Below are 13,132 nucleotides of genomic sequence, written 5' to 3'. Positions count from 1 at the left end.
GCCCGTGCGTCAGTTGAGCGGGCCGCCGGCCACGTACATGACCTGGCCGGAGACGAAGCCGGCGTCGTCGCCCGTGAAGAAGGCGATGGCGTTGGCGACGTCCTCGGGGCGGCCGACGCGCTGGACCGGGATCATCGAGGCGGCCGCGGCCTGGAACTCCTCGAAGCCCATGCCGACCCGCTCGGCGGTCTGCGCGGTCATCTCGGTGACGATGAAGCCGGGGGCGACGGCGTTGGCGGTGACGCCGAACTTGCCGAGCTCCTTGGCGAGCGTCTTGGTCAGGCCCTGCAGGCCGGCCTTGACGGCGGAGTAGTTGGCCTGGCCGCGGTTGCCGAGGGCCGAGGAGGAGGAGAGCGAGACGATCCGCCCGAAGCCGGCGTCCACCATGTGCTTCTGACAGGCCTTGGCCATCAGGAACGCGCCCTTGAGGTGCACGTTCATCACGAGGTCCCAGTCCGACTCGGACATCTTGAAGAGCAGGTTGTCGCGGAGCACGCCCGCGTTGTTGACGAGGATGGTCGGCGCGCCGAGCTCGGCGGCGACGCGCGCGACGGCGGCCTCCACCTGGGCGCCGTCGGAGACGTCGCAGCCGACGGCGAGCGCGGTGCCGCCCGCGGCGGTGATCTTCTCGACGGTGTCCTTGCAGGCCGCCTCGTCGAGGTCGAGTACGGCGACCGCGCGGCCCTCGGCGGCGAGCCGGATCGCGGTGGCGGCTCCGATGCCGCGAGCCGCACCGGTGACGACGGCTACGCGCTGCTCGGTGGTGGACATGCTTGGTTCTCCTCGCCCTTGGGTCATCCCTGGATGCGGTCCGTACCGGCGGCCCGCTCGCTCTCCCGCACATGAGCGACCGCTTAGTATCGTCCGCAGACGAGACGCTAGAAGCCCTGGCACCCGGTGTCAACGGCCCACCGGGTGCACCGGCCCACTCCCGTACGGCTAGCGCACCAGCAGGTCGAGCAGACGTTCCACCTCGGCCTCGGGGTCGGCCGTCAGACCGGTGTGCACCGGTCCCGGCTGGACCACCGTGGAACGGGGCGCGATCAGCCAGCGGAAGCGCCGCCCGGCGTCGTCCCCGGCGGCCTGGCCGGCGTCCTCGCCGCCGAGGCAGACGCCCTCGACCGCGCGCAGCGCGGCCCGCACGCCGGTGACGTCGGCGGCCGGGTCGAGCACGGTCAGCTTGGCCTCGTCCAGATGGGTGCGGGCGGCCACGAAGGACCGGGCCCGGCAGTAGACCACCACGCCGGCGTTGAAGCACTCGCCGCGCTCCACCCGGGGCACGACGCGCAGGAGCGCGTACTCGAAGACATCGCGATCGGTCACGTGGTGCTGTCCTTGCCGGTCTCGGTACGGTCCTTCTCGACGGCCTGCGGCCGGGGCGCGAGGCGCTCGGCGAGCCAGCCGGGGGGCTGCGAGGCCCGCCGCTCGGTGCGGGGGCCCAGGGTGATCCGCTCGTGGATCGTCGCGGCGCGCGGCAGCAGCGCCTCCACGTACGCGGCGCGCAGCGCGTCGGTGGCCCCGAAGCCGGGTTCGTCGACCAGCCACTCGTCGGGCACGTCGGCGGCGACCTCTTCGAGGAGCTCGCGGGTCACCAGCGGCGCCAGCTCGGCGGCCGCGGCGGCGACGTCCGGCGCGAACGGGGCCAGGGCGTGGTCCGAGGCGTCGTAGGGCTTCGCGGCGGAGGCCTGCGCGCCGGGCCAGTTGTGGTGCCAGATCATGGTGGCGCCGTGGTCGATGAGCCACAGGTCGCCGTGCCAGACCAGCATGTTGGGGTTGCGCCAGGACCGGTCGACGTTGTTGATCACGGCGTCGAACCAGACGACCTTGCCGGCCTCCCTCGGGTCCACCTCGTAGGCGAGCGGGTCGAAGCCGAGCGAGCCGGGCAGGAAGTCCATGCCGAGGTTGAGCCCGCCGCTCGCCTTGAGCAGCTCCTGCACCTCCTGGTCGGGCTCGGAGAGCCCGATGACCGGGTCGAGCTGGAGGGTGACCAGCTCCGGCACCCGCAGCCCGAGGCGCCGGGCGAGCTGCCCGCAGATCACTTCGGCGACGAGGGTCTTGCGCCCCTGTCCGGCGCCGGTGAATTTCATGACGTACGTGCCGAGGTCGTCGGCCTCGACGATCCCGGGGAGCGACCCGCCCTCACGCAAGGGCGTGACGTAACGGGTCGCCGTCACCTCTGTAAGCATGGTCCGAGGCTGTCCAATCGTTTCGCTGCCGCTGGGGCTTCCGCCACCACCCTAGGCGGCGTGATCGTCCGGCCCGGACCCGCTCGGCGCGGCGGGCGGCGCGCCCCGGCCGCCCGGCCGCCCGGCCGCCCGGCGCGCCCCGGACCCGCGCCCGGCCGCGCGTTAAGGTGCGGGGTGCTCCTGAGAACCCCTCCCGCCCCGCCCGCGCTCGCCGACGCTCTCCTGCTCGGCCACGAGGAGGACGGCCGACGCTGGCCCCTGCTGGTGTGGGCGCCCGGACCCGGCACCCGGATGGTGTCGAGCGCCGTCCTCGGCGGCGGCATCGGCGCCCGCGACTGGGTGGTCAACGCGCAGGTGCCCCCGGGGTACTCCCGCCGCGACCCCGTCGCCCACCTGGGCGCGCTGGCCGCCGGGGCGGGACTCGTCGGCGCCGGGGTGGGTCTGATGACGGCCGCGTCGGTCGGCGACCGCCGGTTCGCGGCGGACGGCGGGGCCGAGGCCGTGGTCACGGCGGGCATCGGGGTACGGGGCTGGGCGGCCGTCCCGGACGCCGGGGCGGTCGGCGCGCCGCGCCCCGGCACCATCAACATCATCGTGTCGCTGCCGGTGCCGCTCACGGACGCCGCTCTGGTCAACGCCGTCGCGACGGCCACCGAGGCGAAGGTCCAGGCCCTGGTGGAGCTGGGCGCGGACGCCTCCGGCACGCCCACGGACGCGGTCTGCGTCGCCTGCCCCGCCCCCGGCGCCGGGGCGGCGGCCGAGCCGTTCGCCGGCCCCCGCTCGCTCTGGGGCGCCCGGCTCGCCCGCGCGGTGCACCGGGCGACCCGGGAGGCCTGCGCCGGCCTGCTCTGAGGCCCGCCCCGCCCGGGCCGGCGGGCACGCCCTCGACGAGGACGTGGTTCCGCTCCGGGCACCCGGTCCCGCCGGGTCGTCCCCTTTTCCGCCCGGTGAACCGGCACCAACCGTGGCGGGTGGCCGCCTTCTTCGGGAAACATGGCGCGGGTCGTCCGGGAATCCGGGGAGCGGCGGATCACAAGGGGTGAGGCATGAGCGGTGTGGGGCGCAGGACAGTGGTGTCGGCGGCGGGCGGCGCGGGTCTCGTCGCGGCCCTCGCGGCCTGCGGCGGCGGCTCCGCGGGCGGGGACGGGGGCGGCGGCGCGGCGGGAGGCACGGGCGGCAAGGGCGACACCGGGGGCGCGGACGCGTCGAGCGGCGCGGACGAGACCGGTGGCACGGACGCCTCGGGCGGCACCCCGCAGACCCCGCCGCTGGCGAAGACCGGTGACATCCCGGTCGGCGGCGGCAAGGTGCTCGCCGACCGGGGCGTGGTGATCACCCAGCCCAAGGCGGGCGAGTTCAAGGCCTTCTCCTCCCGCTGCACCCACGCGGGCTGCACGGTGGCCTCGGTCGCCGACGGCGTCATCGTCTGCCCCTGCCACCAGAGCCGGTTCGACGTCTCGGACGGCAGCGTCAAGGGCGGGCCCGCGCCCAGCCCGCTGGAGCCGACCCCGATCGAGGTGACGGGGGACGCGATCAGGCTGGGCTGATCCCGCCGGGTCCGGTGCGCGGCGCCGGGGCCCGGCGCGGGGCCTTCCAGCAGCCGAGCACCTCGTCGGTGCTCGCGATGGTGGCGACCAGGGCGAGGGTGTTGCGGACCATCGCGGGGGTGTAGTCGGCCGGCACCCCCGCGATGGCGTCGGCCGGCACGACGACGGTGTAGCCGAGGTTGACGGCGTCGAACACGGCGTTGGGGATGGCCACGTTGGCGGAGACCCCGGTGACGACGAGGGTCCGGCAGCCCAGGTTGCGCAGCAGGGCGTCCACGTCGGTGCCGGCGATCGGCGAGAGTCCGTGCAGCCGCCGTACGACGAGGTCCTGGTCGGCCACCTCGATCGGTTCGGCGATCCGTACCGCGGTGCTTCCGCTGTGCTGCTGTACGGGGAGCCGGGCGGCGGCGCGGAAGAGCCGGGCGTTGCGGTTGGCGCCGCGCCCGTCGGGGCGCCGTTCGGCGACGGCGTGCAGCACCTGGACGTCGGCCCCGTGCGCGGCGGCGACCAGCCGGGCCACGTTGCGCAGGGCGCCCGACGAGCGGGCGACGGCGGCGAGTTCGGGCAGCGCGCTGTCGCGGCCGACGACGCCCTGCTGGCATTCGACGGTGAGCAGCACGGCGCCGTCGGGGGCCAGCTGTTCCCTGAGTTGTTCCGCGTGCCCCACGGTCTCCTCCTCGGTTCCGGCTCGGTCCCGGTCCGCTCCGCGCACTCCTTGCCACGGGGCGACGGGACCCCCCATGATTTCTGACACCTCATCAGAAATCCAGAAGGGTGCGGACGATGACCGTCGCACAGCGCCGTGGACGCCGGATCATGATGACCCCGGCGGAGCTCGACAGCTTCCTCGCCGAACAGCGCACCTGCCGGGTGGCGACCGTGTCGGCCGACGGCAGGCCGCACGTCAGCGCCCTGTGGTTCGCCTGGGACGGCCGCTCGCTCTGGCTCTACTCCCTGACCCGCAGCCGCCGTTGGGCCGAGCTGCGCGCCCGGCCGCGGATCGCGGTGGTGGTGGACGACGGAGTGGAGTACGGGGAGCTGCGCGGGGCGGAGCTGTCGGGCACCGTGGAGTTCGTGGGCGAGGCCCCGCGCACGGGCGAGCCCTGCCCCGAACTGGAGCCCGTCGAGCGGCTCTTCGCGGCCAAGAACTTCGGCCTGGACGCGATGCCGCACGACGGCCGGCACGCCTGGATGCGCCTGACCCCGGAGGCGGTGGCCTCCTGGGACTTCCGGAAGCTGGGGTAGCCGCGGGGGCGGCCGGGGCAGGCCGCCCGACGCGAGCCGACCGCCCCCGCGGCGCTCACTCCCCCAGCGGGCCCGCCGCCTCCCGCAACGCCTCGACCACCGCGCGGATGGAGGGCCGGCGGCCCGCGTCGGTGCGCCAGGTCGCGTAGATGTGCCGCCGCACCGGCTGGCGTACGGGCACGAAGGCGACGCCGTCCATCGCCGCGGGCCGGCCGAGCCGGGGCGCCACGCAGATGCCGAGCCCGGCGGCGACGAGGGCGAGCTGGGTGTGGTGGTCCCCGGCGACGTGCGCGATGCGCGGCTCCACGCCCTTGGAGCGGAGCGTGAACATCAGCCAGTCGTGGCAGAACTCTCCGGCGGGCCAGGAGACCCAGTCCTCGTCGGCGAAGTCCTCCAGCTCGACCGCCGCCCGCCCGGCCAGCGGGTGGTCGGCGGGCAGGGCCACGTCGGCGGAGTCGTCGAGCAGACTGACCCGCTCCAGGCCGGCCGGGACGGGCGCCCGCTTGTTGTTCCAGTCCAGGACCACGGCGAGGTCGCTGTCGCCGCGCAGCACCTCGCGGACCCCCAGGTCGGGCTCCAGCTCGGCGGTGTGGACGCGCAGGTCGGGGTGGGCGGTGCGCAGGGCGCGGATCGCGGTGGGGAAGAGGCCGCGCATCGCCGTCGGGAAGGCGGCGATGCGCACCTCGCCGACCACCTGGCCGCGCTGCGCCTCGATGTCGGCCTGGGCGAGCTGGACCTGGGAGAGGATGCGCGAGGCGTGCTCGGCGAGGAGCAGCCCGGCGTCGGTGAGCCGCACCCCGCGCCCGTTCTTGGCGAGGAGCTGCTGGCCGACCTCCCGCTCCAGTTTCGACAGCTGCTGGGAGACGGCGGAGGTGGTGACGTGCAGCCCGTCGGCGGCACCGCTGACGGAGCCGTGCCGGGCGACGGCGTCCAGGGTGCGCAGGCGCTCCAGATTCCACATGTAAGCAATGCTAAGACAACAGGTCCAGGAATTCTCACTTGTACTAAGAGATGGGGTCGGTCACGCTGAACCCCATGAGCAGCCCCGCCCTCCCGTCCCCGTCCCGCCGCCGGCCCTCGCTCGACTGGCGCGTCCGCTTCGGCGTACTGGCCCTGATCTGGGGTTTCAGCTTCCTCTTCATCAAGGTCGGCACGGAGGGCTTCGCCCCCTTCCAGGTGACCTTCGGCCGCCTCCTGTTCGGCACGGCGGTGCTCGCCGTCGCCCTCGCCGTGAAGCGGGACCGGCTCCCGCGCGGCGCCCGCACCTGGGGCCATCTGACGGTGGCGGCGTTCCTGCTGAACGCCCTGCCGTTCTCCCTCTTCTCGTACGCCGAGCTGACCATCCCCTCGACCCTCGCGGGGATCTGCAACGCCACGACTCCGCTGTGGGGCATGCTCCTGTCGCTCGTCGCGCTCTCCGAGGACCGTCCGACCCGCGTGCGGGCGGCGGGCCTGGGCATCGGGTTCATCGGCGTCCTGACGGTCCTCGGCGCCTGGCAGGGCTTCTCGGGCCTGGACGTGACGGGCACGGCGCTGGCCCTGCTGGCCTCGTTCAGCTACGCGGTGGGCTGGATATACGTCCGCCGCACCCTGTCAGGCACCGGCGCGTCGAACCTAGCCCTCGCGGGCTCCCAGGTCGGCCTCGCCGCCCTCCAGCTCGCGGTGGTCACCCCGCTGTTCACCCGCCTGCCGACCCACGTCGAGGTGCTGCCGCTGCTGGCGGTGATCGCACTGGGCGCCCTGGGCACGGGTTACGCGATGCTGCTCCAGTACGGGGTGGTGGCCGAGGTCGGCCCGACGACGGCGTCCATGGTCACGTACTTCATCCCGGTGATCGCGACGGCCGCCGGTGTCGCCCTGCTCGGTGAGCACCTCGCCTGGAACACCCCGGTGGGCGCGGTGATCGTCCTCGCGGGCGCGGCGCTCACCCAGACCCGCGGCCCGCGCCGCCGCGGCACGGCCTCCCCCACCGCCCCGACCGCGGCGGCCCGCCCCATGACGGCCGCGGGCACCACCGCCCCTGGCCCGGCGGCCACGGTCCCGAGCCCGGCGGCCGGGGCCGCCGTGGCTCCGGTCGCAGGCTCCGCGCCCGAGCCCGCGGGGTCCCGGCCGACCGTCTCCTGAGTCCGCCCGGACGGCCGTCCCGGGGGCGGGGCCCGGGCCGGCCGCGCCCCCGCCCCCGGGACGGCCGTCACCCCCAACTCCTGGCCGGCGCGGGCCCCGCCGCGTACGCGACGGCGTCGGCGAGGGGTTCGAGGTCGGCGGGCGTGAGCCCGGAGACGGTGACCCGGATCGCCGGGCCGGTCTCCATGCGGAAGCGGGCACCGGGGGCGACCGCCCAGCCGGCGGCGAGCATGCGGGCGACGGCGCCGGTCTCGTCGGCGACCGGCACCCAGACGTTCATGCCGCCGCGGCCGTGCGCCTCGACCCCGCGCCGGGCGAGCGCCCGGACGAGGCCGTCGCGCCGCTCCCCGTACGCCGCCGATACGGCCACCGGGTCGACGGCCCCCGTGGTCCACAGCCGCACGACCGTGCGCTGGAGCAGCCGGCTGACCCAGCCGGGGCCGAGCCGCTGCCGCCCGAGCACCCGGTCGACGGTCTCCGGGTCCCCGGTGAAGGCGGCGATCCGCAGGTCCGGCCCGTAGGCCTTGGCGACCGACCGCACGAAGACCCACCGCCCGGCGCCGGTGGCGAGGGGGTGCGGCGGCTCCGCGACGATCCCGTGCCCGTGGTCGTCCTCGATCAGCAGGACGTCCGGGTGGGCGGCGAGGACCGCGCGCAGCTCCGCGGCCCGCCGCTCGCCCACGCAGCCGCCGGTCGGGTTCTGCGCCCGGTCGGTGACGATCACCGCCCGCGCGCCGCCCCGCAGCGCCCGGGCCACGGCGTCCGGCAGCGGCCCCTCGTCGTCGACGGCGACCGGCACGGGCCGCAGCCCGAGCGCCGGCACGAGGTCGAGGAGGCTGCCCCAGCCGGGGTCCTCGACGGCGACCGCGTCTCCCGGCCGCAGGTGCGCGGCGAGCACCCGCTCGATGGCGTCGAGGGAGCCGGATGCGACGCCGACGGGTCCGGCCGGCACGCCGTCCGCATCGAAGGCGGCCCGCGCGAGCCGCGCGAACTCCTCGTCGACCGGGGCCTCCCCGTACATCGGCGGCCGCTCGGCGTAGCCGCGCGCGACCTCGGCGAGGGCCTCCCCGAGCGCCGGCAGCAGCGCCGGGTCCGGGCTGCCCTCGCTCACGTCCCGCACGCCCTCGGGGGCCTCGACCCGGATCGAGCCGCGGGCCGTCGTCGCGGGCGCGGACCGCACCCGGCTGCCCCGCCGCCCGTCGGTCTCGATCACCCCGCGCTCGCGCAGGGTGCGGTAGGCGGCGGCGACGGTATTGGGATTCACCCCGAGGGATGCCGCCAACTCCCTCATGGGCGGGAGCAGTTGTCCGGGGGCGAGGAATCCGCCGCCCACCCCCCGCTCGACGCTGGCGGCGATCTCCGATGCGCGGCGGCCTTCGATCCGATACTCTCCTAGCACAAACACCACTATGCACTAGTGCAATGGAGAACGCAATGCCGGAGACGGACACCCAGCCGGGTCCCTACACCCCCACCGACCGCACCGTCCCCACCCGCTCCGCGCAGCGCGCCTCGTACGACCGCGCGCTGGTGCACTCGATCCTCGACGAGAGCTACGTCTGCCACCTCGGCTTCGTCCGCGACGGCGCGCCCGTCGTGCTGCCGACCCTCTACGGCCGGATAGGCGAGCGCCTCTACGTCCACGGATCGACCGGCTCCCGCCCGCTGCGCATGGCCGGGCGCGGCGAGACCGCCCCCGGCCTGCCGGTCTGCCTCACCGTGACCCACGTGGACGGCCTGGTCCTCGCCAAGTCCGCCTTCCACCACTCGATGAACTACCGCTCCGTCGTCGTGCACGGCACCGCCCACCCGGTGACCGACCCGGAGGAGCTGCGCACCGCCCTGGACGCGCTCGTCGACCACGTCGTCCCCGGCCGCTCGTACGACTCCCGCCCCGGAAACGCCAAGGAGCTCGCCGCGACCGCCGTCCTGCGCCTCGACCTCGACGAGGTCTCGGCGAAGGTCCGCACCGGCGGCCCCAACGACGACCCGGAGGACGCCGCGCTCCCCCACTGGGCGGGCGTCGTCCCCGTCCAGCGCCGCTACGGCACCCCGGTCCCGGCCGCGGACCTCGACCCGGCCATCGCCCTGCCGGACTACCTCGCGGCGCTGTGAGGGGACGACCGTGCTGATCCACCCCTGGGACTCCCCGCGCGGCGACGCCGAGTGGCGCACCTGGCTGTCCGCCCACGACTTCGGCCAGCTCGCCGTCAACGGCGCGCCGGGCGAACCGCCGTGGGTGCAGCCGACGCACTTCCGGTACGAGCCGGAGCCCGGCCCGCACGGCCGGGTCATCACCCATCTCGCGCGCCCCAACCCGCTCTGGCGCGACCTGGAGCGCAACCCCGCCGTGCTGCTGAGCGTGGTCGGCGACCACGTCTTCGTCCCCGGCCACTGGACCGCCCCCGAGGGCGCCCCCCGCGGAGCACGGCACCCCCACCTCGTACTACGCGGCCGTCCAGCTCCGCTGCACCGCCCGGATCGTCGACGACCCGGCCGAGAAGGCGGAGCTCCTCAACCGCCAGGTGGCGCACTTCCAGCCGGAGGGCGGCACCGCCGAGGTGCGCCCCGGCGAGGCGCCCTTCGGGCGGATGCTGCCGGGCCTCCGGGTGCTGTGCCTGGACGTGACCGAGGTGCGGGCGAAGTTCAAGTACGCGGGCAACAAGCCCCAGGAGGTCCAGGACCGGGTGGCGGCCCGCCTCGCCGAACGCGCGGGCCCGGGCGACACCGCCGCCCGCACCCACCAGCTGCGCCGCCGCGCCCCGGAGGCCTGACCCGCGGGCCCGCCGAGCCCCGCGGGCGGCCCGGCGCGCGGCCCGCACCCCGCGGGGCGCGCAAGCCCGCACCCCGCGGGGCACCCGGCTCGCCGCACGGCCGGCCGTCCCCGCCCTCAGCCTCCTGCCGGCACCGCCGCCGGCACCCGCCGCCTGGCCACCGCCGCCGAGCGGGCCTCGGCGAAGGCGAGTCCCGTCACCGCCGTGAGCAGCAGCAGGGTGCCCGCGACGGTCGCGGCGGTGAGCCGTTCGCCGAGGAGGGCGACGGCGATGACCGCCGCGCTCACCGGCTCGAGGAGCATGATCACGGAGACGGTGGCGGCGCGGACCACGGCCGCCCCCGCGAAGTAGAGGGCGTAGGCGAGCGCGGTGGGCACGGCGGCGACGTACGCGAGCAGGAGCAGCACCTGGGCGGGGGCGCCGGTGTGCGGCACGAGCCCCTCGGCCGCGGCGATCGGCAGCAGTCCGACGGCGCCGACCGCGAAGGCCCAGGTGGTGGTCGACAGCGCGTCCGCGCCGCCGCCGTCGCGGCCGAGCCATCGGGTCAGCAGCGTGATCGCCGCGTATCCGGCGGCGGAGACGACGGCGAGCAGCACGCCGAGCGGCCGGACCTCCGCGCCCCCGCCGCCGAGCACGAGGACGGCGAGTCCGGCCAGTGCCCCGGCGACGGCCGCGGCGCCCCCGGCCCCGATCCGCTCGCCCATGAGGAGCCGTGCGCCGACCGCGATGAGCACGGGTCCCGCGCCGAGGGTGACGACGGTGCCGACCGCGAGTCCGGTGAGGTCCACGGCCGCGAAGTAGGCGCTCTGGAAGACGGCGAGCCCGACGCCGGTGCCGAGGATCCGCAGCAGCCGCCGCCCGCGGGCTTCGGGCGTCGCGGGCCGCGGCCGGCGGCGCAGCGCGAGCGCCCCGAGCAGCAGGACGAGCCCGCCGACGCAGCGCCAGAAGGAGAGGGCGAGGGGGCCGATGTCGCTGACCCGGAAGAGCAGCGAGGCGGCGGCGCCCGCCGTGCCCCAGGCGATTCCGGCGACGATCAGATAGACGAGGCTCCGGCCGGTGGAAGGACCGGTCGAGGGGCCGGTCGAGGGACCAGAGGAAGGACCGCCCGACGGACCGGTGGAAGGACCGCTCGACGGACCGGTGGAAGGACCGGTGGAAGGACCGCTCGACGGACCGGTGGAAGGACCGGTGGAAGGACCGGTCGAGAGAGGGGCCGGGCCGGTGACAGGGGTGTTCGACACGTGGTGCACTCCGCGAGGAAGACGGGGAAGAAGGGGTCGCCGAGGTCCGCGGGCGGGCGTCGACGACCTGCTCGGGGGCCTGTGTCGGCCCGCCCGAGCCCGGTCTTCGTCGGGGAGAGTCTCGCCGCCCGCGCTAGGCGGCGGGAGGCGGGAGGACGGTCGCGTGCATGATCGGCACCCTAGGGGGCGGACCGCTCGGCCGACAACCGGCTTTCGTCGCCGCCGGAGGCGCGCCCGGCGGAGACCCGCACGTCGTCCTCCGCACCACCGTGACCGGCGCCCGCCCCGCCCCCCTGGGCGACCGCCCCGGAGGGCGCCGCCTTGGGCGTGGCCGACTGGGCGATGAAGGCGCCCACCAGGACGACCGCGCCGCCGATGATCTGCGGCGCGCCCAGGTGCTCGGCGAGCAGCACCCAGGCGAGGACGGTCGCGATGACGGCTTCGAGGCAGGCCACCACCCCGGCGACCTGCGGGGAGAGCTTGCGCACCGAGACCACGCCGGTGGCATAGGCGAGCACGGTGGCCACGAGCACGATCCAGCCGAGCAGCAGCCAGGCCGGGGCGGCGGTGCCGTTGAGGTCGGCGGTGCCGCCCAGCACCGCCCAGTCCATCTGCCAGGGGCGGGCGAGGACGGTGAGGACGAGGGCGCCGACGAGGAGTCCGTACGCGATGACGCCGATCGGGTCGACCGGCTCGGCCTCGTCGCTGCCCTGGTCCGCCAGGACGAAGTAGCCGACCTGGCAGCAGGCCGCGGCCAGCGCGAGGAGCAGCCCGAGGAGGTCGAAGGTGAGTCCGGACCAGACCTGGACGACGCAGGCGAGCCCGCCGACGGCCAGGACGACGCCGAGGGCCGCCCGCCGGGTCACCGGCCGTCGCTGGACGAACCGGACCCAGCCGAGGACCAGCGCCGGGGCCAGGTACTCGATGAGCAGCGCGACCCCGACCGGGATGCGGGAGAGGGAGGCGAAGTAGAAGCCCTGGACGCCCGCCACGGCGAGCAGGCCGAAGCCGGCGAGCAGGGCGGGCTTGCGACGGACGAGGTCGCGGTGGCGCCAGGCCACCGGCAGCATGACGAGGGCGGCGCCGGCCACCCGGAGCCACACCACGTGGAGCGGGTCGAGTCCCGCCTCGATGAGCGGCTTGGCCGCCACTCCTGAACCACCGAAAGCGAAGGCGGAGACCAGGGCGAGTCCCAGGCCAGCGCTTTTCTCCTGAGACGCGTGCATCGGGCCATCATGACAGGACGCGGTCAGGTGCGTAACCCCCGTCACACCTGTTGAGACGGCTCCCCGATCCGGACGGCCAGATCGTGGCGGTCGACGCCCGCCCGGCGGAGCACCTCGGCGGCCCGGCCGGCGGGGTCGGCGGCGAGCGCGGCGAGCAGATCGAGGCCGCGGACCCGGTGGTCCCCGCGCAGCGCGGCCCGTTCGAAGGCCCCGGCGAGGGCGGCGGCCGCGGCCGGCGACCAGCCCGCGGCGGCGGCCTCGACGCCCCGGAGGACGGGCAGCTCCGACCCGGTGTCCTCGACGGAGCGCTGCCAGCGCAGCCCGTACCCGATGGAAAGCTGGACGAGATAGCCGAGCACCCGGGCCTGCTCTGCCGGGCCGCCGAGGGCGGCGGCGCTCTCCGGGTCGCCCTCGACGAGGGAGTGCAGCAGATGGGCGGTGTCGACCTGCCGGTCCCCGTCCCGCAGCGCCCGCCGACGGGCGCCCGTCACCGCGGTCACCAGCTCGGCGGCGAGCCCGTCCTCCAGCTCGGCGCGGCGGGTGGCGGGCAGCCGGGGCAGCGAGGGGCCGGGCAGGGCGCCGCGGGGCTCCGGGGCACGACGGGGCTCCGGGGCACGGGGCTCCGGGGCGCGGGAGCCGCGGGACACGCCGGGCGCGGGGGTCGGGAGGGACGGGAGATCGCACCCTCCCACCTCATCAGCCCCGACAAGCCGGGGCATCCCCGGCGAGAAGCATGTGCACATCCCACCGGAGTTGGGCACGGGCGATCGGTTCCTCCTCCTTACGGAT

Annotated in this window: 14 protein-coding genes and 1 pseudogene; 6 read left to right on the top strand and 9 right to left on the bottom strand. The window is 75.8% G+C overall.

What is annotated here, in order from left to right; genetic code table 11:
- Nucleotides 1-9: 9 nt before the first annotated feature.
- The 3 genes from fabG to ABD981_RS33345 form a co-directional block, all read right to left on the bottom strand.
- Nucleotides 10-771 (bottom strand): 3-oxoacyl-ACP reductase FabG, encoded by a 762-nt coding sequence (fabG, locus tag ABD981_RS33355; RefSeq protein WP_046912306.1) that lies wholly within the window; start codon nucleotides 769-771, stop codon nucleotides 10-12.
- Between the two features lie 168 nt (nucleotides 772-939).
- Nucleotides 940-1,323, bottom strand: coding sequence for a DUF3037 domain-containing protein (locus tag ABD981_RS33350; protein WP_046912305.1), 384 nt, complete (start codon nucleotides 1,321-1,323; stop codon nucleotides 940-942).
- A complete protein-coding gene (locus tag ABD981_RS33345; RefSeq protein ID WP_046912304.1) occupies nucleotides 1,320-2,186 on the bottom strand; it encodes a HipA family kinase in 867 nt (288 codons plus the stop codon). Before ABD981_RS33345 ends, ABD981_RS33350 begins: the two co-directional genes overlap by 4 nt.
- A gap of 174 nt (nucleotides 2,187-2,360) precedes the next feature.
- Between ABD981_RS33345 and ABD981_RS33340 the strand changes: the two genes are divergently transcribed.
- Nucleotides 2,361-3,038, top strand: coding sequence for an adenosylcobinamide amidohydrolase (locus tag ABD981_RS33340; RefSeq protein ID WP_382747848.1), 678 nt, complete (start codon nucleotides 2,361-2,363; stop codon nucleotides 3,036-3,038).
- Between the two features lie 194 nt (nucleotides 3,039-3,232).
- Nucleotides 3,233-3,733, top strand: a complete 501-nt coding sequence (locus ABD981_RS33335) for a Rieske (2Fe-2S) protein (protein WP_046912486.1) — start codon at nucleotides 3,233-3,235, stop codon at nucleotides 3,731-3,733.
- On the opposite strand, the gene ABD981_RS33330 is transcribed toward ABD981_RS33335, so the two are convergent.
- Nucleotides 3,720-4,400: a cysteine hydrolase family protein gene (locus tag ABD981_RS33330; RefSeq protein ID WP_046912485.1), complete on the bottom strand. Its 681-nt coding sequence runs from the start codon at nucleotides 4,398-4,400 to the stop codon at nucleotides 3,720-3,722. The genes ABD981_RS33335 and ABD981_RS33330 overlap by 14 nt on opposite strands.
- A gap of 116 nt (nucleotides 4,401-4,516) precedes the next feature.
- Between ABD981_RS33330 and ABD981_RS33325 the strand changes: the two genes are divergently transcribed.
- Nucleotides 4,517-4,978, top strand: coding sequence for a pyridoxamine 5'-phosphate oxidase family protein (locus ABD981_RS33325; protein WP_046912484.1), 462 nt, complete (start codon nucleotides 4,517-4,519; stop codon nucleotides 4,976-4,978).
- A gap of 55 nt (nucleotides 4,979-5,033) precedes the next feature.
- Here ABD981_RS33325 and ABD981_RS33320 read toward each other — a convergent pair whose 3' ends face one another.
- Nucleotides 5,034-5,939, bottom strand: coding sequence for a LysR family transcriptional regulator (locus tag ABD981_RS33320; protein WP_046912483.1), 906 nt, complete (start codon nucleotides 5,937-5,939; stop codon nucleotides 5,034-5,036).
- 50 nt (nucleotides 5,940-5,989) lie between these two features.
- On the opposite strand from ABD981_RS33320, the gene ABD981_RS33315 reads away from it, so the two are divergent.
- Complete coding sequence (locus ABD981_RS33315; protein WP_382747852.1) at nucleotides 5,990-7,102, top strand: DMT family transporter; 1,113 nt, start codon at nucleotides 5,990-5,992, stop codon at nucleotides 7,100-7,102.
- 67 nt (nucleotides 7,103-7,169) lie between these two features.
- On the opposite strand, the gene ABD981_RS33310 is transcribed toward ABD981_RS33315, so the two are convergent.
- Nucleotides 7,170-8,501, bottom strand: a complete 1,332-nt coding sequence (locus tag ABD981_RS33310) for an aminotransferase class I/II-fold pyridoxal phosphate-dependent enzyme (RefSeq protein ID WP_123955320.1) — start codon at nucleotides 8,499-8,501, stop codon at nucleotides 7,170-7,172.
- Between the two features lie 35 nt (nucleotides 8,502-8,536).
- On the opposite strand from ABD981_RS33310, the gene ABD981_RS33305 reads away from it, so the two are divergent.
- Both ABD981_RS33305 and ABD981_RS33300 read left to right on the top strand, forming a co-directional pair.
- Complete coding sequence (locus ABD981_RS33305) at nucleotides 8,537-9,217, top strand: pyridoxamine 5'-phosphate oxidase family protein (RefSeq protein WP_046912505.1); 681 nt, start codon at nucleotides 8,537-8,539, stop codon at nucleotides 9,215-9,217.
- A gap of 10 nt (nucleotides 9,218-9,227) precedes the next feature.
- Nucleotides 9,228-9,876: pseudogene (locus tag ABD981_RS33300) on the top strand (FMN-binding negative transcriptional regulator).
- Between the two features lie 116 nt (nucleotides 9,877-9,992).
- On the opposite strand, the gene ABD981_RS33295 reads toward ABD981_RS33300, so the two are convergent.
- The 3 genes from ABD981_RS33295 to ABD981_RS33285 all read right to left on the bottom strand — a co-directional run bounded on the left by ABD981_RS33295 (nucleotide 9,993) and on the right by ABD981_RS33285 (nucleotide 12,990).
- On the bottom strand, nucleotides 9,993-10,913 hold the full coding sequence (locus ABD981_RS33295; protein ID WP_046912042.1) for a DMT family transporter: 921 nt from the start codon (nucleotides 10,911-10,913) through the stop codon (nucleotides 9,993-9,995).
- A 383-nt stretch (nucleotides 10,914-11,296) separates the two neighbouring features.
- Complete coding sequence (locus tag ABD981_RS33290) at nucleotides 11,297-12,343, bottom strand: EamA family transporter (protein WP_046912023.1); 1,047 nt, start codon at nucleotides 12,341-12,343, stop codon at nucleotides 11,297-11,299.
- A 41-nt stretch (nucleotides 12,344-12,384) separates the two neighbouring features.
- Entirely contained in the window at nucleotides 12,385-12,990 is a 606-nt protein-coding gene (locus ABD981_RS33285; RefSeq protein ID WP_425586513.1) for a Clp protease N-terminal domain-containing protein, read from the bottom strand.
- Between the last annotated feature and the right edge of the window lie 142 nt (nucleotides 12,991-13,132).

The sequence above is a fragment of the Streptomyces showdoensis genome (genome assembly GCF_039535475.1).
Classification (GTDB): Bacteria; Actinomycetota; Actinomycetes; order Streptomycetales; family Streptomycetaceae; genus Streptomyces; species Streptomyces showdoensis.
This window is presented reverse-complemented; position numbering and strand designations above follow the sequence as displayed.